The organism is Kitasatospora sp. NPDC088861 (assembly GCF_044750105.1).
In the GTDB taxonomy this organism is placed as follows: domain Bacteria; phylum Actinomycetota; class Actinomycetes; order Streptomycetales; family Streptomycetaceae; genus Kitasatospora.
The window spans coordinates 31,272-56,945 of sequence record NZ_JBIVJF010000027.1; the positions used below are offsets into that span (position 1 = coordinate 31,272).

At 74.1% G+C, this 25,674-nt stretch carries 13 protein-coding genes; 5 read left to right on the plus strand and 8 right to left on the minus strand.

Features of this window, described 5'->3' with window-relative positions; genetic code table 11:
* Positions 1-178 precede the first annotated feature (178 nt).
* The 3 genes from ACIP37_RS30905 to ACIP37_RS30915 form a co-directional block, all read right to left on the minus strand.
* The gene (locus tag ACIP37_RS30905; protein WP_400844881.1) at positions 179-568 is read right to left on the minus strand and encodes a DUF4240 domain-containing protein; all 390 of its coding nucleotides are present in this window, start codon (positions 566-568) and stop codon (positions 179-181) included.
* Complete coding sequence (locus tag ACIP37_RS30910) at positions 565-885, minus strand: hypothetical protein (protein WP_400810691.1); 321 nt, start codon at positions 883-885, stop codon at positions 565-567. Before ACIP37_RS30910 ends, ACIP37_RS30905 begins: the two co-directional genes overlap by 4 nt.
* Positions 886-1,104: 219 nt before the next feature.
* The gene (locus ACIP37_RS30915) at positions 1,105-1,734 is read right to left on the minus strand and encodes an isochorismatase family protein (protein ID WP_363586640.1); all 630 of its coding nucleotides are present in this window, start codon (positions 1,732-1,734) and stop codon (positions 1,105-1,107) included.
* Positions 1,735-1,973: 239 nt separating this feature from the next.
* On the opposite strand from ACIP37_RS30915, the gene ACIP37_RS30920 reads away from it, so the two are divergent.
* Complete coding sequence (locus tag ACIP37_RS30920) at positions 1,974-2,453, plus strand: MarR family winged helix-turn-helix transcriptional regulator (protein WP_400810687.1); 480 nt, start codon at positions 1,974-1,976, stop codon at positions 2,451-2,453.
* A gap of 87 nt (positions 2,454-2,540) precedes the next feature.
* Here ACIP37_RS30920 and ACIP37_RS30925 read toward each other — a convergent pair whose 3' ends face one another.
* Positions 2,541-3,218, minus strand: coding sequence for a GAP family protein (locus tag ACIP37_RS30925; RefSeq protein WP_400810685.1), 678 nt, complete (start codon positions 3,216-3,218; stop codon positions 2,541-2,543).
* 287 nt (positions 3,219-3,505) lie between these two features.
* Entirely contained in the window at positions 3,506-4,726 is a 1,221-nt protein-coding gene (locus tag ACIP37_RS30930) for an RNA-guided endonuclease InsQ/TnpB family protein (RefSeq protein ID WP_400810683.1), read from the minus strand.
* 152 nt (positions 4,727-4,878) lie between these two features.
* Between ACIP37_RS30930 and ACIP37_RS30935 the strand changes: the two genes are divergently transcribed.
* The 3 genes from ACIP37_RS30935 to ACIP37_RS30945 all read left to right on the plus strand — a co-directional run bounded on the left by ACIP37_RS30935 (position 4,879) and on the right by ACIP37_RS30945 (position 8,148).
* Positions 4,879-5,472, plus strand: a complete 594-nt coding sequence (locus ACIP37_RS30935; RefSeq protein ID WP_363586643.1) for a hypothetical protein — start codon at positions 4,879-4,881, stop codon at positions 5,470-5,472.
* Between the two features lie 143 nt (positions 5,473-5,615).
* A complete protein-coding gene (locus ACIP37_RS30940; RefSeq protein ID WP_400810681.1) occupies positions 5,616-6,968 on the plus strand; it encodes a Dyp-type peroxidase in 1,353 nt (450 codons plus the stop codon).
* Between the two features lie 55 nt (positions 6,969-7,023).
* On the plus strand, positions 7,024-8,148 hold the full coding sequence (locus tag ACIP37_RS30945; protein ID WP_400810679.1) for a catalase family protein: 1,125 nt from the start codon (positions 7,024-7,026) through the stop codon (positions 8,146-8,148).
* A gap of 84 nt (positions 8,149-8,232) precedes the next feature.
* On the opposite strand, the gene ACIP37_RS30950 is transcribed toward ACIP37_RS30945, so the two are convergent.
* Positions 8,233-9,138 carry a hypothetical protein gene (locus ACIP37_RS30950; RefSeq protein WP_400810677.1) on the minus strand — a complete coding sequence of 302 codons (906 nt, stop codon included), beginning with the start codon at positions 9,136-9,138 and terminating at the stop codon, positions 8,233-8,235.
* Positions 9,139-9,618: 480 nt separating this feature from the next.
* Here ACIP37_RS30950 and ACIP37_RS30955 point away from each other — a divergent pair, with 480 nt between their 5' ends.
* On the plus strand, positions 9,619-10,332 hold the full coding sequence (locus ACIP37_RS30955; RefSeq protein ID WP_400810675.1) for a DUF4232 domain-containing protein: 714 nt from the start codon (positions 9,619-9,621) through the stop codon (positions 10,330-10,332).
* A 195-nt stretch (positions 10,333-10,527) separates the two neighbouring features.
* Here ACIP37_RS30955 and ACIP37_RS30960 read toward each other — a convergent pair whose 3' ends face one another.
* Both ACIP37_RS30960 and ACIP37_RS30965 read right to left on the minus strand, forming a co-directional pair.
* Positions 10,528-12,000 (minus strand): condensation domain-containing protein, encoded by a 1,473-nt coding sequence (locus ACIP37_RS30960; RefSeq protein ID WP_363632190.1) that lies wholly within the window; start codon positions 11,998-12,000, stop codon positions 10,528-10,530.
* Positions 11,997-25,511, minus strand: a complete 13,515-nt coding sequence (locus ACIP37_RS30965) for a MupA/Atu3671 family FMN-dependent luciferase-like monooxygenase (protein ID WP_400844846.1) — start codon at positions 25,509-25,511, stop codon at positions 11,997-11,999. The genes ACIP37_RS30960 and ACIP37_RS30965 overlap by 4 nt, the downstream gene beginning before the upstream one ends.
* Positions 25,512-25,674 lie beyond the last annotated feature (163 nt).

The following is a 25,674-nucleotide window of genomic DNA, read 5'->3' on the forward strand; positions in this document are numbered from 1 at the left end:
GCTGTCTGCCTGCCTGCCTGCCGGACCGGCGGCCGCCAGGGGACCGGGCCCCGCTCGCCCGCCGAGCGGGGCCCGGGCCCACTCCTCGATCCCGCTGAGCACTGTGCGGCCGCCACGCGGACCGGGCCGCGACCGGAGACCGGCTCTACGGTGAACGGTGCTCTGCGACGGTTGGTGCTCAGCGGCGGAGCTCGGGCCAGCCGTCCGCGTTCGAGCAGGACTCGTAGTCGTAGCGGGTGAGGCGGTCCCACTCCGTCCCGGTCACAAGCTCGAACGCCTCCTCGTGCACGTAGAGCAGCGGTTCGCACTGTCGCGCGGTGAACGGAGCGAACCGTTCGGGATCGTGGAACACGCTCTCGTACACGTCGCGGCCCGCAGCCACGACCGCAGCTCGCGCGTACAGGAAGTGGTCGCTCGACTGAGGGAACGGCGAGCCGTCGGGCAACACCGCCCCGGTGATCGGCAGCGTCCCGAACTGCTCCTGGTCCAGGCGGTGGAGCGCCTCGGCGAGACGCTCACCGAAGCCGATGCTCCGGCCCAGCGGCTCGCGTGCGAGAACTTCGGTCAGGCGGCGGACGGTCCGGCACTGCCCGCCTCCCCTCCGCCCGGCCCGTCCGCGTCCTCGAACGGCTCGTCACTCCACCGGAACCAAGCCCTGTCGTCCTGGATGTGCAGCAGGAACTCGGCGACCGGGCCCGAGGGCGAGAGCATCGACACGGTGCTCGCGATCTCGTCGTACGCGTCGTCGAAGGCCTCCCAGTCCTCCGCCTCGGACAGCGCGAGCGAACGGGCGAAGAGCGGCTGGACGGCGGGGAACGCCGTTCCCGGCACGAAGCGCCCGTGGAGCCACGGGAAGTCCGTCTCCTCGACCACGATCTCGCCCACCGGCTCTTCCCGGCGCACCAGACGCCAGACCCCGCCCTCAAAACCCATCGCACACAGCCCTTGCCACCCGTTGCCGTCCTCTTCCGTCCGGCAGCATGCCAGCTGGCACTGACAGGCGACGGGCGACGGGCGACGGGCGACGGGCGACGGGCGACGGGCGAGGCGCATCCCCCCGTGGGGTGGGTCGGTGACGGCCGGATCAGCTGAGTACGCCGGCCGTTACGCGGGGCGGGCGGCCGCCGAGATCTGGCCGACCAGGACGGCGAAGGGCATGTCGAGGGCGGCGTAGAGGTCGCCGGCCTCGGGGGCGGCGTTGTCGGCCAGGGCCTCGACCATGAGGGTGGCGTAGTCGGAGACGGTGACGCCCGCCTGCTGCATGCGCAGCAGTCCCGCCTCGCGCTTGGCCTGGCTGAAGGTGCCGGAGGCGTCCACGGCGACGTACGCGTGGTGCCCGGCGGCCGTCGCGGCGATCGCGGGCAGCGCCGCGCACACCTCCAGGGACACTCCGGCGAAGATCAGTTTCTGCCGCCCGGTGGCCTCGATGGCCTCGCGGACCCGGCCGTCGTGCCAGGCGTTGACCGTGCTGCGGTCGATGATCCGCTGTCCGGCCGGCAGGGCCTGGACCAGTTCCGGGGCGGTCGGCCCCCACATGCTGTCGGCCGCGGTGGTGGTGACGACCAGCGGGATGCCGAGCACGGTCGCCGCGCGCGCCAGCGCGACCACGTTGTGCTTCAGCTCGCCGAGCGGGATGTCCCGGACGCCGGACAGCAGGCCCACCTGGTGGTCGACCAGGACCACGGCGGCGTTCTCCCGGGTGACCGGCTCCAGGAACTTGCTGTGCTCGCTCATCGTGCGCTCCTTCGGGTTGAGCCACGGCTCCATTGGCCACTAGTAGTCACCGATATTGATAGTCAAGATTAGTGACTACTTTGACGCTATACCCCTGTCCCCCGGGGCGCAAGCACTGGTCAGGGCGGGGCGCCGAAACGCCTGGGGTGTCGCCCGAGCCCACCGGGCGGGCGACTAAAGTTGCTGGTCACAGGGCGGAGCGCGGGGCGGGCCCAGAGACGGCGGAAGCGGGAGACGCGTTGAGCGGACACCAGGCGGCGGAACCGGACCTCGGCGTGCTCGCCGCCCGGGTGCTCTTCTCCGTCCAGCGCGAGCTGTTCACCGTGCTCGCCGAGCAGGGCTTCGACGACATCCAGCCCCGCGCCGGCGCCGTGCTCGCCTACCTGCGTACCGACGGCATCCGCGCCAGCGAACTCGCCCGCGCCTCCGGACAGCACAAGCAGGTCATCGGGACCCTCGTCGACGACCTCGAACGCCTGGGTTACGTCGAACGCAGACCCGACCCCGCGGACCGCCGCGCCAAACTGATCCACCCCACCGAACGCGGCCTGCTCCAGATGGAGGCGGCCGCCGCCATCATGCGCTCGATCGAGGAGCGCCACGAGAAGGCGCTGGGCGCGCGGGAGTACGCCGCCTTCAAGACCGCCCTCCACCACGTGGCCGATCTCCAGCGCGAGACCCGGCGTGAGACCCGGCGCGAGGCCCGGCGCGAAAACTAGGCAGTGCCGCGCCCTGTCGATCGGCGCGACCTGACGCCTCCATGGTCACGGACTTCCGCGCCAGGAAAGGGATTCACGAGCGGCCTGTCAGGAGGTGAGGACGGAGATCCCGTCTCCGAACAGTTTCAACCCGAGGACGAAGAACAGGACCGCCATCACGGCGACGTTGTGCTGAGCTGCCCAGTCCTTCCAGTTACCGAGCGTGGTCTGGGCTCGCTCTCCCCCGAGCACGAAGACTCCCAGTGGGGCCAACAGGCCGAGGGTGGCGATCACGACGAAGACCGCCAGTGAGGCGATCTGCTGCCCTACCGGCAGTCCGGCCGAACCGATCGCGGCGCCCGCGGCGATGGTCAGCGGGGCGTTCTTGGCGTTGAGCGCGGACAGGGCCAGTCCGAGTGCGAGGACCTTGACCGGCGTGAGGCGGTCGATCGCGCTCATCCACTTCGGCAGCTGGGCCTGCGACGGATCCTTCGGGCGCCGGTGCCACTGCCGGACGCCGAAGAGGACGAGGAGCAGGCCCAGAACGAGCTTGAGGACTCCCACCCAGGTGGCCGGGTGATCGTGGGCAGAGGCGCCTGCGGGGGAAGCGACCGCCAGCATCACCGCGCCCAGCGCCGAGAGCCCCAGGATCCAGCCGACGGCGAAGAGGACTCCGTTGAGGCGTCCCCGAGGCGTGGCGAGGATGAGGATGATGGCGATGATCGGCAGTGGGCTGATCGCGACGCCGGCTGCGAGACCCAGGACGTCACCGAGAACTTTGCCCATGATTGCCTCCAGACGGGAGTCAGAGCGCGTGACGACGAACCCGGCAGGCCCATGTTCCATGATCCTGCGCTCTGACGAAGCTGTCCTCGTGAGCTTCTCGGAGCTCTGAGGGCCTCGGCCTGCTCGTTGCCCGGTGGTGCCCCCGTCGCGCTCGGGTCAGGATGAAGAGGTGAGGGCGATGGCGCCTCATGTTCGGGCGGTTGGCGACCCTCGCACCGACCAACCATGGCCATGGCAGGAGGACGTCACGTTGACTTCCTCCCCCGGCTGAAGCCGGGGGATTCCCCTCAGCCTCGCGGCTGAGCCGCTGCGCGTGAGCGCTGCGGTCGGGATGTTTCCTGCTTCACCGACGACTGCCCGCCCGGAGTTCTCCGTTGAGGTCTTACACCGTCTCCACAGGCTGTAACCGCCAGTCCGGCGGCCAGGATGTTGCGTGCCGCGTTCACGTCCCGGTCGTGCTGTGCGCCGCAGGCGCATGCCCACTCGCGGACGTTCAGTGGCATCTTCGCGGCGGTCGCGCCGCAGGCCGAGCACAGTTTCGAGCTGGGGAACCACCGGTCGATGGTCACCAGGTCCCGGCCGTACCATTGGGCCTTGTACTCCAGCATGGACCGCATCTCGGTCCAGCCCGCGTCACTGATGGCACGGGCGAGCGTCCGGCTCTTGAGCATGTTCCGGACCGTCAGATCCTCGATCACGACCGTTTGGTTCTCGCGGACGAGTCGAGTGGTGAGCTTGTGCAGGAAGTCCCTGCGGCGGTCGGCGATGCGCGCGTGCACACGGGCGACCTTGAGCCGGGCCTTCTCCCGGTTGGCGCTGCCCGCGGCCTTGCGGGACAGCTCCCGCTGGGCCCTGGCCAGGCGTTCCCGGTCCTCGCGCTCGTACCGGGGGTTGGCGATCTTCTCCCCGGTGGACAGCGTCACCAAGCTGGTGATACCGGCGTCGATGCCCACGGCCGGGTTCACGGGCGCGGGCATCGACGGGCGGTCCTCGCACAGCAGGGAGACGAACCAGCGCCCCGCGCTGTCCTGCGACACGGTCACCGTGGACGGCGCAGCGCCCTGCGGCAACGGCCTGGACCACACGATGTCCAGCGGCTGGTCCATCTTCGCCAGCGTCAGCCGGCCGTCCCGGAACCGGAACGCGGAGGACGTGTACTCGGCGGACCTGCGGGACTTCTTCCGGGACTTGAACGTCGGGTACTTCGCCCGCTTCTGCCAGAAGTTGGTGAACGCCCCCTGCAAGTGCCGCAGCGCCTGCTGCAACGGAACCGACGACACCTCGGACAGGTAGGACAGTTCCCCGGTCTTCTTCCACCCCGTCAGCATCGCCGACGTGGCGTCGTAGTTGACCCGCTCCTGACGCAGCGTCCACGCCTCCGAACGGGCCTGCAACGCCATGTTGTAGACCTTCCGCACACACCCGAAGGTGCGCGACAGCTCAGCCGCCTGCGCATCCGTCGGATAGAAGCGGTACTTGAACGCCCGCTTCACGTGAGTCGTGGTCATGACTCACAACCTAGCGGGGCAATCTGTGAAGCTCGAATCCCGCACGTCACAGCACTGCGGTCCGCCCCGGGGGCGAAACGCAGCCACCTGACCCGCTACGCGGGCAGTCCAATTCCTCCCCCGGCTGAAGCCGGGGGTATCCACGGAGGTCCATGATGACCGCGACGACAGGCGCAACGCCATCGGCTCACCCCGAACGCCCGGGCAGGTCGGATGGGGTCTGCAGCGAGTTCACCGTCTTCACCAGGATCAAGCCGGGCCATGCGGATGCGCTGCGTGAGGACCTGGCCACGCTCGCCGACTCGGCGGACGACGAGAAGGTCCATGCGGCAGTGCGCCAGATCGGCACCTTGCACGACGCACGGCACGTGATCTTCGACAACGACACCCGGTTCATGTTCGCCAGCGTTTTCGACGGCTCCTGGGACACCTACATCGACGACTTCGCCCAGACGGTGGTCGGGTCCCGCTTCGACAGGATCTTCTCGCACAGCGAAGGGTTCCCCGGCGTCACCGATCCGGGGGCGAAGGACTGGTTCGTCGCCCACCAGGAGCCCGCGGGGGTCTTCGTCAGCGCCTATCCCGACCTCACCGTTCAGCAGATCTACAAGGACCACCGCGTGGACGACGCGTTCCAGGAGGTGCTGGACACCCCCCAGTTCCGGGCGGCGCTGGACAACCCGGCCAACGCGGAGTTGGTGGCCACGCCGGCGTTCCGGAAGCTGCTGGAGGAAGCCTCGGCATAGAACCCGGGCACGGCCGACGGTCGGAGCCCACCCACCATCGGTGGAGCAACTCGGCCGGTGCGAGTCGGCCGTTGCCGGGCTGTCCAGGCAGAGACAGATGCAGAGACAGGTGTGGAGACAGGTATGGAGAGGCACAAGCGACCATGAACACAGCGGACGGCAGCAGCGCGGCGGGCGTGCGCGTCGAGATCGACGACGTCCAGAGCGGGGCCCTGCGTCCACGGCCCGTGCCCTACGAGGGAAGGTTCGTCTTCCTGCGCGTGGATGACCGCCACGTCGGGCGCGCCCTGCTGCGCCGGCTGCTCCCGTTGACCTCGGGTGGTCTGCCCAGCGTGGACCCGAGCCGGGATGCCTGGGTGACCGTGGCGTTCACCTACCAGGGGCTGAGGGCCCTGGGGGTGCCCCGGGAGTCGCTGGACAGCTTTCCGCGGGCGTTCCGCGAGGGCATGGCCGCTCGGGCCGGGCTGATCGGCGACGTGGGCGAGAGTGCACCGGCCCACTGGGAGGCACCGTTCGGAACCGGTGAGGTCCACATCGCGTTGAGCGCCCTCTCCTCCGACGCGGCGCAGCTGGAGAGGGAGCTGGAGCGGGCCCGTGTCGCCTACGAGGACACACCCGGTGTCCAGGTGATCTGGCAGCAGGAGGTCCACCAGCTCCCGACCGGGCGTACCACCTTCGGCTTCCGTGACGGCATCAGCCATCCGAACATCGAGGGCGTCGGGCTGCCCGGCTCCAACCCGCAGGAAGCCCCGATCAAGGCCGGCGAGTTCATCCTCGGTTACCCCGACGAAACCGGCAGCCTGCCGCCCGTGCCCAGCCCCGACGTCCTGGGACGCAACGGGACCTACGTGGCCGTTCGCAAGATCCACACCGACGTGGCGGCATGGCGCCGGTACCTGCGGGCGAACAGCTCCAGCGCCGAGGAGGAGTCACTGCTGGCGGCGAAGATGGTCGGGCGCTGGCCGAGCGGGGCGCCGCTGACGCTGGCGCCGGAGCACGATGATCCGGAGCTGGCGGCCGATCCGCGCCGCGTCAACGACTTCCTGTACCGGGAGAACGACGATCGCGGCTTCCGGTGCCCGGCCGGTGCGCACATCCGGCGCACCAACCCCCGTGATTCCACCATCATCGGCGACGCGCGGATGCACCGGCTCATCCGGCGCGGCACGACCTACGGCCCGCCGCTGCCCGAGGGCGTGCTGGAGGACGACGGCGCCGACCGCGGCCTGGTCGGAGTGTTCATGGGGGCCCATCTGGAACGGCAGTTCGAGTTCATCAAGGCCGAGTGGGTCAACGACGGCAACTTCATCGGCTACCCCGGCGAGAAGGACCCGGTGGCCGGGCATCACGGCGGAACCGGCAGCGTCACCATCCCCGAGAAGCCGGTCCGGCGTCGTCTGAGGAACCTGCCCAGCTTCGTGGTCACCCGCGGCGGCGAGTACTGCTTCCTGCCGGGTCTGCGCGCCCTGCGCTGGCTCGCCGAGCTGGAGGGCTGAGGGCGATTCCCACCCCCTGAGGTCCGGTCGCACTCTCCGAGGAGAGGTCGGAGTCATGACAGCACAGTTCGTCCGCTACACGCCCGACGTCGAAGACGACGACCCCCACTTCGACCGCGACGTGCAGACCGTGATCGAGAAGACCGAGAGCTACATCGCCGAGTCGGTCAAGGCCGGTGGCACCGGACGGGCCCTGCGCGACGCCCACGCCAAGGGCTACGGGCTGGTCCGAGGGGAAGTGGAGATCCTGGACGGGCTGCCCCCCGAGTACGCCCAGGGAATCTACGCGACTGCGGGAACCCACGACGCGCTGATCCGCTTCTCCAACGGCTCGCCCCACGCCGGAGCCGACGCGCGTCTGGGCGCCGCCACCGGACTGGCGCTGAAGATGTTCGACATCCCCGGCCCGACCCTGCTGGAGGACGAACCGGACACGGGCACGTTCGACTACGCCAACATCAACGGGCCGGTCTTCTTCTGCAACACGGTCGAGCACTACCTGTTCATCCAGGAACTGTTCCTGAACGCGCCGGCGTACTTCTCCCAGGGCCGACCCGGCGCACATCGGTTCTTCACCGAGTTCGTGACCGGAAAAGGAACGCTGGACCAGGACGACTGGGCCTGGGACGAGTTCCTGGCCTTCCTCCGCCTGTCGAAGACGCCTCCGGCGAACCTGCTGCTGTCCAGCTACTGGACGATGGGCGCGGTCCGGCACGGGGACTACATCGCCAAGGTGCGCATCACCCCCGACCCGGCCTTCGCCGCGGCGGTGGTCCGGCGCACCATCGACCCGGCCTCGGGGGCGGAGGTCTTCCGGCCGGCCCTGCAAGCCGAGCTCCAGGAGCGGCCCTACGCCTTCGACATCCAGGTCCAGCTCTGCACCGACCTGGAGCGCATGCCGGTGGAGGACACCACCGTGGAGTGGCCCGAGCAGCTCTCGCCGTCCGTCACCGTGGCCAAGCTGCGGCTGCCGCAGCAGGACATCTCCGGCCCCGGGAACCTGGAGAGGATGGACTCGCTGTCCTTCACGCCCTGGCGGGTCACCGCCGAGCACGCGCCCCTGGGCAACATCATGCGGGCCCGCAAGGAGGTCTACCGGCGGTCCTCCATCGCGCGCCACAAGCTCAACCAGCAGCCGCGCACGGAACCCCGCAGCGCCGACGACGTGCTCGGCGCCTGACCCGGCCCGCCATCGCGAAGATGCGCCGACCGGGGCGGTCGGCCCTGGCAGCCCGCTGCCGCCGGCGTGCCAGGGCCCGGCCGGTCACTTCAGGGTGACGATCTTGCGCATGCCCAGGCCGGCGTTCGGGACGCCCGTCCGCTCGTCGGGAATCATGCAGAGCAGGACGTACCGTCCGGGCTGCAGGCCGTGGGCCTGCACGGAGGCGGTGCGGTCGCCGGACATGGCGCCGAGGCCGGTGGCCGGCCCGGTGAACGGGGACCGGGCCGGCAGGCCGCCCAGCGCGACGTCCCTCAGGTACTCCCCGATCTGCTCGTCGGTGGTGTCCGCACCGATCGGCCGCAGCTGCATCTCGTGGATCTGCTCGGACCCGTCGTGCACCAGGTAGGCCAGGTGCGCGTGGTCGACGTCCTCGGTCTGGAAACGCGGGCCCTCGGCCGTGTCCTTCTCGATCACGATGCCGTCGTCGAAGCGGACCTGGTTGTCGTTCTGACCGTTCGTACCCACCAGGTTCAGCAGCCTGGAGACCGGGTGGGCCGGGTCCGCCCGGAACGCGGTGAGGTCCAGCAGGTAGACCGGCCCGGGGCTGACCTCCTCGGTGAACTGCTCGTGCACCTGCGAGGTGACCAGCGCCCCGCCCAGCAGGTCCGCCTCACCGTTCACCGCCCGGATCCCGGCGCTCGCGGTGGCCGGCGACGGGCTGACCGCGTCGGCGAGGTTCCGGATGACCTGGTCGATGGTCACTCCCCCGTGCGGACGCAGCAGCTGTAGCTGCCGGCCGTTCGGGTCGTCCGTCTTGACCCGGAAACTGACCAGGCCGCCCTTCGCGGTGTCCGGTGCTTGCAGACCGGAGGCTCCGATGCTCACCTCGACGGGGTGGTCCTCCGGCGAGGCGGCGCCGGCCGTACCACTCGCACCGACGCTCGTCGCCAGGGCGAGGGCCGAGACGGTCACCGTCCGTACCACGCGCGCGAACACGTGCTCCACCATGAAGAATCCTTTCTGTTGGTCGCCTCCGGCGCGGAACATCCCCCACCGCGCGCGGCAGACCACGCCCCGCGCCGGAAGGCGACCGGTTCGGACCATCGGGCAGCGGGGTCCGGTCACCGATGGCAACGGTGCCAGCCGGCGCGAAGGGGCGCCCGCAGCTCCGACCGGGCTCGGTTCGGCGGGTGCCGGGCGGATCGTTGCGGTCCTGTTGCGCGGGCAGTGGCGCAGCTCATAGTCGTTCCGGGTGGTTCGTGATCGCATCGGCTGATGCATCAGTTCGAGAACGCCGGGAATCACCTGACGGCCCGCCGGCCGGCTGCCGCGGTTGTGGTGGTCGCGGCCTGCGCGGCTCTGCTCGTGGGCTGCGCAGACGGGGCGACGGGGATTCCGGCGGCCTCCGGCAGTGCCGGGCCGTGCGGGGCGCCGTCGCCGTCGTCGTCCCGCGATGCGCAGGCGTCGCCCGGGCCCGCACAGGGCGGGGTGCGGATCACGGCCGCCAGTGCGGCCTGCGCCGAGTACGAGGTCACCAATCCGGAGGACGAGACCTCTGATGTCACAGCGGTGTTCAGCCGGCTCTCGGCGGCCGGGGGTGCGCTGGACAACGTGACGCAGGTCGTCACCTCGCTCGCTCCGGGGGCCACCGCGAAGGGTCGGATCGAGCTGGACGGGCACGGGCAGGCGCGGCCGGGCGCCGGACCGTTGGTGAAGATCGTCCAGGTCCGCAGTGTGCCCAGCGCCGAGGCCTCGCGGCCGGGCGGCCCCTGCCCGGCCTCGGGCCTGCGGCTGTACGCGGATGACGGCGACGCCGCGATGGGCCTGCGCGCGGTCGGGCTGCACCTGCGCAACTGCGGGACGTCCGCGGTGTCCGTCAACGGCTACCCGAAGCTGCAACTGCTCGACGTGGAGCACCGGCCGGTCGACGGGGTGCGCTTCCTGTCCGGCGGCGCCGGGATCGCCAGCGGCACCGGCGCGGACGACCCGCCGCAGGAGATCGTGCTGCGCCCCGAAGAGGGCGCCCGTTCCACGCTGGTGTGGCGCAACACCGTGGAGGCCGGCAGCCCGGTGAACGCCCCGTACGTGCGGGTCCGGGCCACCCCTGACGCGGCCCCGGTGATGGTCGTCCCGGAGATCGACCTGGGTACCACGGGACGGCTCGGCGTCGGCGCCTGGACCAGGGAGGACAGCCGTCCGTGAGCGGGGTGCCGGTGATGCTCCCCCCGGTGTGCTCTCGTGCTGGGAGAATTTTCCACGGAAAATTCTGGTCTCCGATCGCACTGCCCGGGGTGCTTCCACTCCCCCGGCAAGCCGACGCCGAGGAGCCCGAGCGGCGGCTGACCCGGTCGTAGGCCCTCTCGGCCGGGTCAGCCGCCGATCGGTCAGCCCGCCCGGTCAGCCCGGCCGGTCCGTCAGGTGCCGGGCCAGGTCGTTCACCAGGGTGTCGAGCCAGGAGCGCACGGTGTCCGGGTCGAACAGGTCGGCGTCGTACTCGGCCAGGCCCTCGTAGCCGTCCGCGTCCGGGGTGAGGAGCAGCAGGAGGTCGGAGCGGGCCGAGGGGCCCGGCACGTCCTCGACCTCGGCGGTCAGGCCGGGGAGGTCGAGGACGGCGGGCGGGGTGCTCTGCACGGTGAGCAGGACCTGCGGGTAGGCGTCCGGCAGCCGGACGCCGCGTTCGCGCAGCGGTTCGACCAGCAGGCCGAAGGGGACGGTGGCGTGGTCGAGGGCGGTGGCGATCGCCGTCGCGGCCGTGTCGACCGACGCCCCGAACCCGCCCGGGGAGCGGGTGGGCAGCCGGATCGGGAGGCCGAAGGTGAGCAGGCCGACGACCCCTTCGTCGGCCGGCCGGGTGCGGTTGGCGTGGGAGAGCACCACCAGGGTCTCCGCCGCCCCGCTCAGCTCGCCCAGCAGCCGCGCGTAGGCGGCGAGCAGGACGGCCGAGGCGGTGGTGGAGCGGGCGGCGGCGTAGCGGCCCACCGCCTCGGCCAGTGCCGCGGGGAGGCGGAAGGCGGCCGTGGCGCCCCGCCCGGAGCGCTGTGCGGGGCGGGGGCGGGCGGTGGGCAGGTCCACCGCCGACGCGACGCCGTCCAGGGTCTTGGCCCAGTGGTCGGCGGCCTCGGCGACAGCGGCGCGGGTGACCACGGTCCGCTCCCAGCAGGCGTGGTCGGTCATCCGGCCCGGGTCCTCCGGCAGCCGCCCGTCCGGGCGGTACAACGTGCCCAGATCGGCCAGCAGAGTGGCCAACGACCAGCCGTCGACCGCGATGTGATGGAGTGTCAGCAGCAGCACCCACGCGTCATCGGCGGGCCGCAGCAGCCGGGCGCGCAGCAGCGGGGCCGTGGCCAGGTCGAAGGGGCGGTCGCTCTCGGCCCGGGTGGCCTCGGCGAGCGCCGCGTCCCGCGCACCGGGCGTGAGCGTGCGCAGGTCGGCGACCGGGAGCCGCACCGGGGCGTTCGGCAGCACCTGTTGGAGCAGGCCCAGGTCGGTGTCCCGGTAGCTGGTGCGCAGGCTCTCGTGGCGCCCGGTCAGCGCCGTCAGCGCGGCGGCCAGCCGCTCGGGCTCCAGCGGCCCGCGCAGGGCGATCCGCTGGGTGATGTTCCACACCGCCGGGTCCGCCGCCCGGTCGTGCGCCCGGTGCATCCGGCGCTGTGCCACCCCGGCGGGCGCGGCGGCGAGGGCCGTGCCGGCGCCGGTCAGGGTGGTCAGCAGCCGTTCCCGGTGGGCCCGGACGAGCCCGGTGGCCTCCTCGTCGAGCGCGCCGGGTGGGGCGAGGTAGCCGAGCCGGTCGCCGGTGGTGCGCAGGACGATCTCGCGCTCGTCGAGCAGCCGGACGAGCCGGTGCCAGCCATCGTCGATAGGGGTCGTCACAGCGTGCCCTCCTCGTAGGCCGGGGCCTGGCGGTCCTCGGTCTGCGGCTGCTGGGCGGCCATGGCGCGGATGGTCGGGCGGCGGAAGAAGTCCAGGACGCCGGTCCGGATCCCGGTGGCCTCGCGGACCCGGTTCAGCAGCCGGGTGGCGGCCAGCGAGTGCCCGCCGAGGTCGAAGAAGGAGGTCTCCACGCCTGCGGGGCGGCCGAGCTCCTCCTCCCACAGCCGTTGCACGGTGCGTTCCAGTTCGGTGGCCGGGGCGACGGCGGCCCGGCCCGCGCCCAGCGGCAGCGGCTCCGGCAGGGCGGCGGCGTCCAGCTTGCCGTGCGCGGTGAAGGGCAGCGCCGCCACCGCGGCCCAGAGCCCCGGCACCATGTGCTCGGGCAGCAGGTCGGCCAGGTGGTCGCGGACCCGGGGCAGTTCGGCGGCGGCGCACTGCACGTACCCGGCCAGCGTGGTGCCCGTCTCGGTGCGGCGGGCCGTCACGGCCGCGCCGCGCACGCCCGGGACGGACCGCAGCACGGTCTCGACCTCGCCCGGCTCGATCCGGTAGCCGCGCACCTTGACCTGGCGGTCGGCGCGGCCGAGGTACTCCAGGGTGCCGTCGGGCCGCCAGCGGCCGAGGTCGCCGGTGCGGTAGCGGCGGCCGTCCGGGGTGTCGGTGAAGACGGCGGCGCTCTCCTGCTCCCGGCCGGGGTAGCCGAGCCCGACCTGGACGCCGAGCGCGTGGATCTCGCCGACCGCCCCGGGCGGGACGGGGCGCCCGGCGGCGTCCAGCAGCAGGATGCGGGTGCCCGGCACCGGGCGGCCGATCGCCGCGTGGTCCGGTCCGTCCGGGGCGACCTCGCCGGCCGTGACGGCGTGGGTCTCGGTGGGGCCGTAGTGGTTGATCAGCCGGCAGCCGGGGTTGCGGGCGAGGAAGGCCCGCAGCCCGGGGGTGAGCAGCAACTGCTCGCCGCCCGTGATCAGTTCGCGCAGGTGGGGCACCGGTTCGCCGCCGAGGGCGTCGACCAGCGCGGCCAGCGGGGTGTACGGCAGGTGCAGCCGCTCGGCCCGGGTCGCGCGGACCACGGCGGCCAGCGCCGTCACGTCGTAGCGGGTCTCCTCCTCGATCAGCAGCAGGGTGCCGCCGCCGGCCAGCGTGGTGAGCACCTCCTGGACGCTGACGTCGAACCCGCAGGAGGCGTACTGCAGCGTGCGGGCGGCCGGGTGCTCGGCGACGTTCCAGGCCAGCAGCGCGGACAGGCCGAGGGTGTGCATCAGCACGCCCTTGGGGCGGCCGGTGGAGCCGGAGGTGTACAGCAGGTACGCGGGGGCCTGCGCGGAGGGGGCGGGCAGCGGCGGCAGTTCGGCGGCGACGACGGCCTCGGCATCGGCATCGGCCTCGGCATCGGAGTCCGTCAGGACCGTCGGCAGGGACAGGCCCATCAGGTCCGTGTCCGAGGCGGTGAGCAGCACGGCCGGTGCGCTGTCCGCGGCGATCAGCCGGCAGCGCTCCGGGCCCTGCAGCGGGTCGATCGGCACGTGGACGGCGCCGAGGCGCAGCACGGCCAGCAGCGCGGCCACCTGGTCCACCGAGCGCGGCAGCAGCACGCCCACCCGGCTGCCCTCCCGCACCCCGGCGCCCAGCAGCCGGCCGGCCAGCTCGCCGGCCCGGGCGTGCAGCGTCCGGTAGTCGGTCCCGGTGCCGTCGGCGGCGACCACCGCGAGGGCGTCCGGACGGGCGGCCGCGACGGCGGCCACCGCCGCCAGCGGGTGCGCGGGCGCCGGCTGCGCCTCGGGCCCGCACTCCAGGGCGGGGTCGGCCGGGGTGGCCGTCAGTTCGGCGAGCGGGCGGGCCGGGTCGGCGACGGCGGCGGTGAGCAGCCGCTGGAAGGCGTCGAACAGCCGGTCCACCGTGGCCCGGTCGAACAGGGCCTCGGCGTACTCGACGTGGCAGCGGATGCCGTCCGGCAGGTTGGTGAGGAAGAGCGACAGGTCGAAGGCGGAGCGGTCCACCACGTGGTCCAGCGGGCGGGCCGTCACCCCGGGCAGGTCGAGTTCGAAGACGGCGTGGTTCTCGAACTCGACGAGGACCTGGAAGAGCGGGTTGCGGCTGGTGTCCCGCTGCGGGTTGAGCTCCTGGACCAGGACCTCGAAGGGCAGTTGCTGGTGCTCGTAGGCGTCCAGCGCGCTGGAGCGGACCCGGTCCAGCGCCTCGGCGAAGTCCGGCTCCCCGGACAGGTCCAGCCGCAGCGCCAGCGAGTTGACGAAGAATCCGACCAGGTCCTCGGTGCCCTCGGTCCGGTTGGCCACCGGGGTGCCCAGCACCACCTCGTCCTGGCCGCCGTAGCGCTGCAGCACCCCGGCGAAGGCGGTGAGCAGCACCATGAACAGGGTCGAGCGGCGGCTGCGGGCCAAGTCCCGCAGGCCGTCGGAGAGTTCGGCGGGAAGTTGGCGGACGTGGGAGCGGCCCCGGCCGTCCGGCACCGCCGGGCGCGGCCGGTCGGTCGGCAGGGCCAGCACCGGCAGGTCGCCGCCGAGCACCTTGCGCCAGTACGCGAGGCTCTCGTCGTACGCCCCGGCGGCCACCGCGGCCCGCTCCCGGGCGGCTTCGGCGGCCGGGGTGGTGGTGAGCACCGGCAGCCGGGCGGGGCGCTGCTCCCGGGCGGCCCGGTACAGCTCGCCCAGTTCCCGGGTGATCACCACGGTGGACAGGGTGTCGATCACGATGTGGTGCATCGACAGCACCAGGACCTGCCGGTCGGGCCCCGTCTCCAGCAGCCGGGCCCGGAACAGCGAGCCCTCGGTCAGGTCGAAGCGGTGGGTACCCTCGGCGGCGACCAGCGCGGCCACCGCCTCGTGCTCGGGCCCGTCGGCCGCGACCCGCTCCAGCAGCGGGCCCTCGGGCACCGGGAGCACCTGCTGGAACGGTTCGCCGTCCTGCTCGCGGAAGGCACTGCGCAGCCCGACGTGCCGTTCGACCAGCGCGCGCAGCGCGGTGTCGAGTGCGGCCGGGTCGAGCGGGCCGTCCAGCTCGATGGCCTTGACCTCGTTGTACTGCCCGGTGTCGGGCAGCATCCGGTGCAGGAACCACATCCGCTGCTGCGCGTAGGACAGCGGGGCGCCGCGCTGGGCGGAGCGGCGCAGGGCGTCGATCTGCGGCAGGCCGGAGGCCACCAGGTCGGGGGCGAGCCCGAAGTCCACGAAGCAGGCGATCTCGTCCGCGCCGGCCGCCCGTAGCTCGGCCAGGACGGACCGCACGCTCTCCGGGGTGCCGATCAGCGCGCGGGAGGCGCAGTACCGCTCGTAGGCGCGCTCCAGCACGAACTCCAGGTCCTCCTCCGGGGTGTTCTCGAAGTCCAGGGTCAGGCCGAGGCTGTTGGCCATCTGCCCGAACAGCGAGAGCGAGGAGCGCAGGTAGTGGCAGAACGGGCGGTACGCCTGCTCGCGGGCGGTGGCGAGGTCGGCGCCCAGGTAGGTGTGGACGAGCACGACCACCCGGCCTGCCTCCGGGTCGAGGCCGTGCTCGGCCCGGGTGCGCCGGTAGAGCGCGACGTTCTCGGCGAGCTGGGCGACGTCCTGGGTCATCAGGTTGGTGATGATGCCCAGGTCGTGCCGGGCGGCCTCGCGGAAGCTCTCCGGGTTGCCGACGATCGCGGTGAACATGGGCGGCTGCTCCTGCAGCGGGCGCGGGTGCAGGGTCACCTCGATCGGCTCCCCCTTGCCGTTGCGGCCCCGGTAGGGCTCGCCGCGCCACAGCGCCCGGACGGTGTCGATCTGCTGGTGCATCAGCTCCTTGTGGCCGCCGTAGTTCTCGGGGAAGAACAGGAAGTCGTTGGGGTGCCAGCCGCTGGCGCAGCCCAGGCCGACCCGGCCGCCGGACAGGTTGTCGACCACCGACCACTCCTCGGCCACCCGGACGGGGTGGTGCAGCGGCAGGACCGCGCAGCCCGCGTTGAGCCGGATCCGGGTGGTCTCCCGGGCCAGTGCGGCGGCCAGGACCGAGGGGTTGGGGAAGATCCCGCCGAAGGAGTGGAAGTGGCGCTCCGGCAGCCAGACGGCGTGGAAGTCGTGCCGGTCGGCGAAGCGGGCGCTCTCCAGGACGATGCGGTACTTCTCGTCCTCCGGGGAGTCCAGGGGGTAGTCGCCGAAGAAGTAGAGGCTGAAGTCGACCGGGCGCTGCGGGTCGCTGACCGGGTGGTACGGCGTCCCGGCGGGCTCGGTGTGGCCGGCGCCGGTGGTGCCGGTGGTGCCGGTGGTGCCGGTGGTGCCGGTGCTCGTACGGTCGTCCGCCGCGGGCTTCGGGAGTGCGGCCGCCGGGCGCGGGGCCGGGAGCCGTACCCCGGGCGAGGCCGGGAAGAAGCCGCCGTGCCGCAGGTCGCGCAGCGAGTCGCGGACCGCGTCGACCACGAACTCCAGGTCGCCGTCGGTGTGGGCGGTGGAGAGGAAGAAGTTGCGCCACTCCCACACGTAGACCCCGCGGGTCAGCAGCTGCGGGAAGAGCAGTTCCATGTCGGCCCGCGGCTCGAACCGGAACAGCGAGCCGAAGTGGGCCAGCCGCAGCGGGAACTCCTCCTCCTCGAAGAACCCGTTGAGGGTCGCGGCCAGCTCGTCGGTGCGGGCGTTCAGCCGCTCCTGCAAGCCGGGGCCGGACGCCTTGAGGTGGCGCAGCACGGCGCCCGCCGCGGTCATCGCCAGCGGGTGCTGGATGTAGGTGCCGCCGAAGAAGGTGGTGTCCCTGGGCGGGTAGCTGTCGTCCCCGTAGTCCCAGTGGCCGCCGTCGATCCCGTCCAGGATGTCGGCGCGCCCGGCGATCGCGCCGATCGGGTAGCCGCCGCCGAGCACCTTGCCGTAGGTGGAGACGTCCGGGGTCACGCCCCAGAAGCCCTCGGCGCCGCGCAGGTGCGGCCGGAAGCCGGTGAGCATCTGGTCGAAGACCAGCACGATGCCGCGGCGGGCGGTCAGTTCGCGCAGCGCGCGGACGAAGTCGACCGGCTGGCGCCCCGGGTGGCGGCTCTGGACGGGTTCGACCAGCACGGCGGCGATCCGGTCGCCGAGCTCCTCGATCACCTGGAGGCTCTCCGGATCGCCGTACCGCAGCACCACGAGGTCGGCGACCGCGCTGCCGGGGATGCCGATCGACACCGGGACGGTCTCCCGGTCGGCGCCGCGGCCCACGGTCCGGCCCAGGGTGTGGTCGAAGTGGCCGTGGTAGGAGCCCTCGAACATGACGATCTTGTCGCGGCCGGTGTACGCGCGGGCCAGCCGGATCGCCCCGGCGTTCGCCTCGGTGCCGGAGTTGGCGAACGCGACCCGCTCGGTGCCGGTCAGCTCTGCCAGCAGTTCGGCGGCCTCGCCGGTCTCCGGGCCGCGCGGGCCCAGCCGCAGTCCGCCGGCCAGGTGCTCGCGGACGGCGTCGGAGACGAACTCCGGGTCGTGGCCGAACAGCAGGACGCCGAAGCCCATGGTGATGTCGACGTACGTGTTGCCGTCGAGGTCCTCCAGGCGGGAGCCCCGGGCCCGGCGGGCGGCGAGCGGGTAGAGCATCTCCTTGGTCGCGGAGCGGAAGCCGACCACGGCGCGGCTGTCCGCGAGGGTGCGCCGGTGGCGGCGGGTGACCGCCTTGGAGGCGGCGGTCCGGGCGGTGAAGCGGGCGACCAGCTCGTCCACGTGGGCGCGCTGCTGGTCGGTCAGGCCGCCGGAGGCCATGCCGGACTCCCGGGAGACGGTCACCCGGGGGCCGTGCACCTGCGGGGCGGGCGGGGTGGCCGACGCGGGTGCGGCGGCGGCGGCGGAGGTGACGGCGGGGGCAGCGGCGGCCGGGGTGACGGCAGCGACCTGGGCGACGGCCGGCGGCAGGGCGACGGGGGCGGCAGCCCCGGGGAGCGCGGGCGGCGCCGCCCCGGTCCCGGCCAGCAGGCCGAGCTGGTCGCGCATCAGGTCGGAGAACTGGCCGAGCAGGTCGAGCTGGCGCTCGATCAGGCCGGCGCCGTCGGCCACCGGGGCGAGCGCGGGCGGTGACGCGGGCACGGACGGGACGGGCGGAGCGAGGTGGACGGGCGGAGCGGGGACGGCGGCTGCCGCGACCACCTGGGGCGGGGGTGCCGGAGCCGGTATCGGTGCCGGTATCGGTGCCGCTTCCGGGGCCGAGGCGGGGACGGAGGCAGGGACCGGTGCCGGAGCCGCCGCCGGCTCGGGCGCGGCGGCCGGTAGCAGCGCGTCCCGGACGGCGGGCTCCAGCCGGCCGGCGATCAGCCCGGCCAGCCGGGCCGGGGTGTCCGCCGCCTCGAACAGTTCGCGCATCGAGACCCGTACCCGGAAGGTCCGCTCCAGGTCCCGGATCATGTTGATCATCGAGAGCGAGTCGGCGCCGAGGTCGAAGAAGGGCTCGTCGGCTCCGACCGACCCCTCGTCGTGGCCGAGCTGGCGGGCCGTCTGCTCCAGCACCTGGCGCAGCACGGCCTCCTCGGCCAGTTGCTCGGGGCTCGCTGCGGGCGTCACTGCGGGCGCCACTGCGGCGGGTGCCGATACGACGGGCACCGGGCCGGGCGTCGATACGGCCTCGGGTATGGACGACGGCGGAACGGGCTGCCGGGGCGGCGGTGCCTGGTGCATGGCGGAGTCCTCGGTGGTCGGCCGGTCGGGGGCGGTGAACCAGTGGCGGCGGCGCTGGAAGACGGTGGTCGGCAGGGGAACGCGGCGGGCCGGGCCGTCCGGCCAGTCACGGGCGGCGGCGAAGCGTGCCCAGTCGAGCGGGACGCCGTGGGACCACAACGCGGCGGCCGCGACGCCGAACTGCCGCTCCGGCGGTGCGCCGCGCCGGGCGCCGGCCACGAAGTGGCGGTGCGGCAGCTCCCGGCGGCCCATGCCGGTGAGCGTCGGGTGCGGGCCGAGCTCAAGGAAGAGCTCGCGGCCCTGCCCGTCCAGGGCGGCCAGGACCAGGTCGAAGCGCGCGGTCTCCCGGGTCTGCCGGACGAAGTAGTCGGGCGTGGGCACGGTGCCGGGAGCCAGCACCTCGCCGCCCAGGTTGCTCACCAGCGGTACGGTCAACGGCCGCAGGCGCAGCCGGGCGAGCTGCTCGCGGAACGGGTCGAGCACCGGGTCGAGCAGGCGGGAGTGGAAGGCCCGGTCGGTGGCGAGCCGTTCGGTGGTCACGCCGTCGGCGGCCAGCACGGCCTCGGCTGCCGCGATCTCGCGCGGCGCGCCGGCCAGCACGCACTGGCCGGCGCCGTTGACCACGGCCAGCTCCACCCCGGGCAGCCAGTCACCGAGTGCGGCGAGCCGCTGCGGGCCGGCCATCACCGCCGTCATGGCGCCGGGCTCGGTCGCCCGGTGCATCAGCCGCCCGCGCAACGCGGTGAGGAACATCCCGTCGGCGAGGTCGAGCGCACCCGCCGCGTGGAAGGCCGCGTACTCGCCGGCGCTGTGCCCGGCGACCGCGGCCGGACGGAGCCCGAGCTCCTGCCAGAGCCGCAGGTAGGCCGCTTGCAGGGCGAACAGCGCGGGCTGCGCCGCCTCGGTGGTCCAGGCGTCGTCGGCGCCCTCGGGCACGGCGTCGAGCAGCAGCGGCAGCAGCGGCTCGCCCCAGGCGTCGCGGTGCAGCCGGTCGCACTCGTCCAGCACGGCCCGGAAGACCGGGAAGGCGCGGTGGAGTTCGGCGGCCATGCCCCGGTACTGGGCGCCCTGGCCGGTGAAGAGCAGCACCGGCTGCACGTCGCCGCGCCGGGCCTCGCGGTGGACGGGTACGCCGCCGGAGGTGCGGCCCGTCACAGGTACGGCGCCGGAGGTACGGCCCGCAGCGGGTGCGGCGCCGGAGGTGCGGCCCGCGAGGTGGGCCTCCAGGCCCCGGCGCAGCTCGTCGGGGTCGGCGCCGGTGACGGCGAGGCGGTGGCGCAGCGCGCGACGGCCGCCGCCGAGGGTGAGCGGCAGGTCGCCGGGGGCGGGGGCAGGCCCGGTGGCCAGCCGGTCGCGGAGCAGGCCGGCCAGGGCGGTCAGGCCCTGCTCGGTGCGGGCGGACAGCGGCAGCACGGTCGGGGCGGGGCGCGGGTCGGCGATGCCGGGCGCGGCCGGCGCCTCCTCCAGCACCAGGTGGGCGTTGGTACCGCCGACGCCCAGCGCGCTGACCCCGGCCCGGCGCGGGGTGGGGCCGGCCGGCCAGTCCCGGCGCTCGGCGGAGAGCCGGAACGGGCTTCCCGCGAGCTCCAGCGCGGGGTTGGGGCGGCTGAAGTTGACCAGCGGCGGGATCGTGCCGTGCCGCAGCACCAGCAGGGCCTTGATCAGCCCCGCCATTCCCGCGCAGGTGTCCAGGTGGCCGATGTTGGGCTTCACCGAGCCGAGCGAGCAGAAGTCGGCGGCCTCGGTGCGGGCGCGGAACGCCTGGGACAGCGCCCGGAACTCGATCGGGTCGCCGAGCGGGGTGCCGGTGCCGTGCGCCTCGATGTAGCCGACGCTCTCGGCCGGCACCCCGGCCAGGTCCAGGGCCCGGCCGACCACGGCGGCCTGCCCGTCCACGCTGGGCGCGGTGTAGCCGACCTTGAGCCCGCCGTCGTTGTTGACGGCCGAGCCGAGGATCACGCCGTGCACGGTGTCGCCGTCCGCCAGCGCCCGGTCCAGGCGCTTGAGCAGGACGGCCGCGACGCCGTTGCCGCCGACCGTGCCGCCGGCCGCCGCGTCGAAGGCCCGGCAGGCGCCGTCCGGGGAGAGGATCGACCCCTCCTCGTAGCGGTATCCGGCGGCCTGCGGGATGTGCAGGGCGGCGGCCCCGGCCAGCGCCAGGTCGCAGTCGCCCGCCAGCAGCGACTGCACCGCCAGGTGCACCGCGACCAGCGAGGTCGAGCAGGCCGTCTGCACGCCGATCGCCGGCCCGGTCAGGCCCAGCCGGTAGGCGACCCTGGTGGCGGCGAAGTCGGCCTGGTTGCCGATCGCGGTCTGGAGCGCGGCCACCGGCTCGGCCGGGTCGGCGGTGGCGGCCAGGGTGTGCTGGTAGTAGTTGCGCAGCGCGTACAGGGTCATCCCGGTGCCAGCGAAGACCCCGACCGGGCGGCGCGGGTCGGGGGCGTCGTAGCCGCCGTCCTCCAGGGCCTGGCGGCAGATCTCCAGCAGCAGGCGCTGCTGGGGGTCCATCAGCGCCGCCTCGGTGCCGCTGATGCCGAAGGCCTCGGCGTCGAAGCGGTCGGTGTCGGGCAGCGCGCCGGTCACCGGGACGAAGTCGGGGTGGCGGTACTCCGCCGGGCGCAGACCGGCCGCCGCCAGTTCGTCCTCGGTGAAGCGGGTGGTGCTGCGGACGCCGTCGACGATGTTGCGCCAGTACTGCTCGGGGGTGTCGGCGCCGGGGAAGCGCAGGGCCAGGCCGACGATGGCCACCCGGCGGTCGCCGCCGTCCGGGCCGCCGTCCTGGGCGGCGCCGGGCGCGGCGGCGGCGGTCGTGGCGGCGGCGGTCGTGGCGGCGGTGGGCGCTTCGGCCAGGTGCGCGATCAGGGCGTCCACGGTGGGGTGCCGGAACAGCTCGGTGGGCGCCGGGGGCGTCGGCAGGACGGCGCCGAGCGCGCCGTGCACCCGCATCAACTGGAGTGATCCGATGCCGAGTTCGGCGAGCGGGCGGCCCGGGTCGAGCGGGGTGTCGAGGACGGCCTCGAAGGCGTCCAGGACGGCCCGGCGCAACTCGGCGGCGGCAGGGGTGGCGGGGTGGACGGGGCCGGCGGGCCCGGTGGCGGCGGACGGTACGGCTGCGGGCGGCTCGGTGGCCCGCTGTGGGGCCCGCTCGTCGGTCGGCCGCGCGGCGGTCGGCCGCTCGTCGGGCGCTTCGCGGACCGGTCGCGGTGCGGTGGCCAGCAGGCGGCGGCGCGCGGCCGGAGCGCTCGGGTCGGGCCCGGCGTACCAGCGGCCCGGGGCGGCGGCCAGCAGCAGCGAGGCCAGTCGGCGGCCGTGCGCGGCGCTCAGCACGGCGATGCCCCGGTCGGCGGCGGCCTGCTCGTGGTCGGTGGCGCGGTTCATGCCGACCCCGCTCCACAGGCCCCAGGAGATCGTCCAGGCCGGGGCCCCGGTCTCCCGGTGCAGCCGTTCCACGGCGCTCTCCAGGTAGCGGTTGGCGGCGGCGTACGCCGTGGAACCGACGGCCTCCTGGAAGCCGACCATCGAGGAGAAGCCGACGAACTGGGCGCCGGGCCGCTTCCGGACCAGCTCGACGAGGTGGTCCGTGCCGGTCGTCTTGGCGCGCACCGCCTCGCGCCAGCCGTCGGGGCCGGTGTCGGCGAGCAGCGCGAGCCGGTAGCTGCCGGCGAGGTGGAGAACGCCGTCCAGCGGCGCCTGCCAGTCCCGTTCGGCCTCGGCGACCACCGCTGCCAGCTGCTCGGGGTCCGTCACGTCGGCGCGGCGGTAGTCGACCCGGCCGCCGTAGGAGGACAGCCGGTGCAGCGCGGCGCGGCGCTCGGCCGCCTCGGCGGTCGGCGCGTCCAGGTCGGTGCGGCCGATCACGAGCAGCCGGGAGCCGTGGTCGCGGAGCAGGCCGGGCAGCAGCTCGGCGGCGATCCCGCCGAGGCCGCCGGTGACCAGGTAGCGGGCGCCGGGGGTGAGCAGTGAGCAGCCCTCGGTTGCGGTCCCGGCGCCGGGCCCGCTCACGATCCCGGCGTCGGCGTCGGCGTCGGTGGCGGTGGCGGTGGCGGTGGCGGTGGCGGTCCCGGTCACGGTCCCGGCCGGTCCCAGCCGGGGCACCCACGGGCGGCCCTCGCGCCAGGCGCACTCCGGCTCCGGCCGGGCCTCGGTCAGCAGGGCGAGCAGCGCGGCGGCCTGCTCGGCGGCCGGTGCGCCCGCCGGCAGGTCGATGTGCCGGGCGGCCGGCACCAGTTGCTCGGCCCGGGCTCCGGCGATCAGCGCTGCCGTCAAATCCGCACTCGGGTCCGGGAGTTCACCGGGGAGCACGGCATGCAACCCGGCGCTGACGGTGACCAGCTCGCCGATCGGCGGCCGGCCGGCCAGGGCCCGCAGCAGGGCGAGCAGCGCTTCGTCCCGCGCAGCGGCGTCCGAGGGCCGCGGCGCACCCTCGGGCCCCGCGCCCCACAGGTGCACCACCCGCGCGGGACGCTCCTCGCCGAGCGCCCGCAGCCACTCCCCCGGGTCGGTGGTCGGCGGCCGGTCCACCACCACGGCCTGTGGCAGGGCGGCGCGCAGCGCCTCGGCGAGGGTGCCGGGGCCGGCGGGGCCGAGCAGCAGGGTCGGCCCCGCCGGAGCCCCGTCGCCCGGGACCGTTCCGGCCGCCGGGGCCTGCGGCACCGGGCGGGGTTCCCAGGCGAGTCGGCGCACGCAGTCCGGCAGGGTCCGGGAGTTGGCCTCCGCCAGGTCCAGGGCCACGATGTGCTCGTCGAGTTCGCCGTCGAGCAGCCGTCGGCGCAGCGCGGTGCGCTGGATCTTGCCGCTGGTGGTGCGCGGGAACTCCGACGGCGGCACCGGCAGCACCAGGGCGGGGGCGGGCTGTCGGCGGGCGGCCAGCAGCCGCCGGACCTCGGCGGCCACGGGCGGTGCGGGGGCGTCCTGGTCGTTCGGCACGTAGGCGACCACCAGTTGCTCGGTGCCGGTGCGGTCGTCCGGGACCCCGAAGGCGGCGACGTGCCCGGAGCGCACCCCCGCCACCGAGGCGACCACGTCCTCCAGCTCGTGGCAGAAGTAGTGCACCCCGTTGACGATGATGATCTCCTTGCGACGGCCGGTGAGCACCACCTCCCCGTCGGCCAGGAAGGCCAGGTCTCCGGTGTCGAACCAGCCGTCGCCGACGAAGGACTCCCGGTCGGCGGCCGGGTTGTTCAGGTAACCGGGTGTCACCCGGCCGGAGTTGACCTGGAGCCGGCCGACCCAGTGCTCGGGCAGGGCCCGGCCGTCCTCGCCCGCCACCCGCATCCGGGTGCCGGGCGCGGGACGCCCCATGCTGAGGAAGCCGGTGCCGCGCTCGCGCGAGGCGGGGTCGGTGGGCTCCAGCCGTCCGGTCAGCGAGTCGGTGCGCACCAGGCGGCGGGCGCCGTCCTCGTGGTAGCGCTTGTAGGTGATCACGGTGCAGGTCTCGGCCATGCCCCAGCCGAGCAGGACGTGGTCCGCGCGAACGCCGAACGGACCGGTGGCGGCGAGGAATTCGTCCAGCACCGCCTCGGTGCACTGCTCCCCGGCGTTGATCAGCGACTTGAGCGCGGAGAGGTCCCAGTGCCGGCCGGGGTCGGCGGCCCGGACCGCCTCGGCGACCAGCCGGAAGCCGAAGTTGGGCGACCAGGAGTGCGCGCCCCGGTAGCGCTCCAGCGTGTCCAGCCAGACCAGCGGGTCGGCGAGCACCAGTTCGGTGGGCACCTGCACCTGGTCGGCGGCCAGCGCCACGTCCCGCAGGTGGAACATCAGCAGCCCGGCGACGTGGTCCAGCGGTAGCCAGTTGACGGTGACGTCCTCGGGCGAGCTGCCCTGGGAGGTGGCTCCGGCCACGTACTCCAGGATGCCGCGGTGGGTGATCTGCACCGCCTTGGACCGGCCGGTGCTGCCGGAGGACAGCTGGAGGATCGCGACGTCGCCGGGGTCCGGGGCGTGCTCGGCGCCTGGCACGCCGATGGTGTCGAGCGCGGCGCCGGTGACGGTGGCGGCACCGGTATCGGCGGGCCGGTGGTCGACCGCGATGACCCGCAGCCCGGGCGCCGGGTAGAGCTCCCCGAGCCGCGCCAGGCCCGCCACGGCCGGGCCGCAGGCGAGTACCGGCGGCTCCTCCAGGGTCTGCCAGGCGTGCCAGAGCTTCTCCAGCACGGGATTGCGCTCGTCGTAGGCCGGCGGGCGGGCCACCGTGACCGGCTGCACCCCGCCCAGCAGGCAGGCCCACAGGGTGGGGAAGTAGCGTTCCGGGTCGGGGACTTGGAGGATCACCCGGTCGCCCGCCCGCAGCCCGGCGGAGGTCAGCAGGGCGAGGGTCTCCCGGGCCTGCTCCAGCAGTCGGCGATAGGTCAGCCGGGTCGCCCCGCCGTCGGCCCGGACCAGGTGCAGGCCGCGCCCGGGGTGCCGCTCGGCGGCGCGCAGCAGCGCCTCGGGCAGCGTCCGGGGCGCGGCCGGCGCCGGGTCGGGCAGCGGGGCGCCGACCGCCTCGGTCCCGGCGCCCTCGGGGGCGGCCGTCGGGCCGTCCGGGGCGGGGCCCGTCGTCGTCCCGGTGTCGCCGAACGGCCGCCAGTGCGCGGTGAGTTCGCGCAGGTGGCGCAGGGCGGGTCCGGGCTCGGCGGGTGGCCGGGCGGCGGCGGCCGCCAGTGCGGCGCGGTCGGGCTCGCCCTGCGGGGTGCGGACGATGCCGTCCAGGAGGTGCACCTCGGCGCTCGGGTCGGCGTCCAGCAGGGCAGCGGCGGCCCGGCGGCGCAGCGCGGCGGTGTCGGTGTCGGCGGCGGGCACCAGGTAGGCCAGCAGCCCGCGGCGGCCGTCGGCGCGCTCGACCGGCAGCAGCGCGCAGTCGGCGACCTCGGGACGCAGCAGCAGCCGGGCCTCCAGGGCACGCAGCCGGGCGCGGTCGGGACCGGTGGAGCTCATCAGGTACGGCACCTTTCGGATCGGTGCCGGGGCGCGCGGGTACGGACCGCCCCGGGGTACGGAGGGTGAGCGGATCGGGCTGGTGCCTGCGGCGCGGTGGCGCCGGCGGATCCGGTGGCGCGGTGCTTGTGGTGGGGTGCGGTGGGGTGACTGCGGCGGGGTG

Excerpts from the sequence above, each read along its gene's own strand:
- ACIP37_RS30965 (WP_400844846.1), bottom strand. The coding sequence starts at position 25,511 with ATGAGCTCCACCGGTCCCGACCGCGCCCGGCTGCGTGCCCTGGAGGCC.
- ACIP37_RS30935 (WP_363586643.1), top strand. The coding sequence starts at position 4,879 with ATGATGACCGCGACGACAGGCGCAACGCCATCGGCTCACCCCGAACGC.
- ACIP37_RS30915 (WP_363586640.1), bottom strand. The coding sequence starts at position 1,734 with ATGAGCGAGCACAGCAAGTTCCTGGAGCCGGTCACCCGGGAGAACGCC.
- ACIP37_RS30940 (WP_400810681.1), top strand. The coding sequence starts at position 5,616 with ATGAACACAGCGGACGGCAGCAGCGCGGCGGGCGTGCGCGTCGAGATC.
- ACIP37_RS30930 (WP_400810683.1), bottom strand. The coding sequence starts at position 4,726 with ATGACCACGACTCACGTGAAGCGGGCGTTCAAGTACCGCTTCTATCCG.
- ACIP37_RS30925 (WP_400810685.1), bottom strand. The coding sequence starts at position 3,218 with ATGGGCAAAGTTCTCGGTGACGTCCTGGGTCTCGCAGCCGGCGTCGCG.
- ACIP37_RS30950 (WP_400810677.1), bottom strand. The coding sequence starts at position 9,138 with ATGGTGGAGCACGTGTTCGCGCGCGTGGTACGGACGGTGACCGTCTCG.
- ACIP37_RS30945 (WP_400810679.1), top strand. The coding sequence starts at position 7,024 with ATGACAGCACAGTTCGTCCGCTACACGCCCGACGTCGAAGACGACGAC.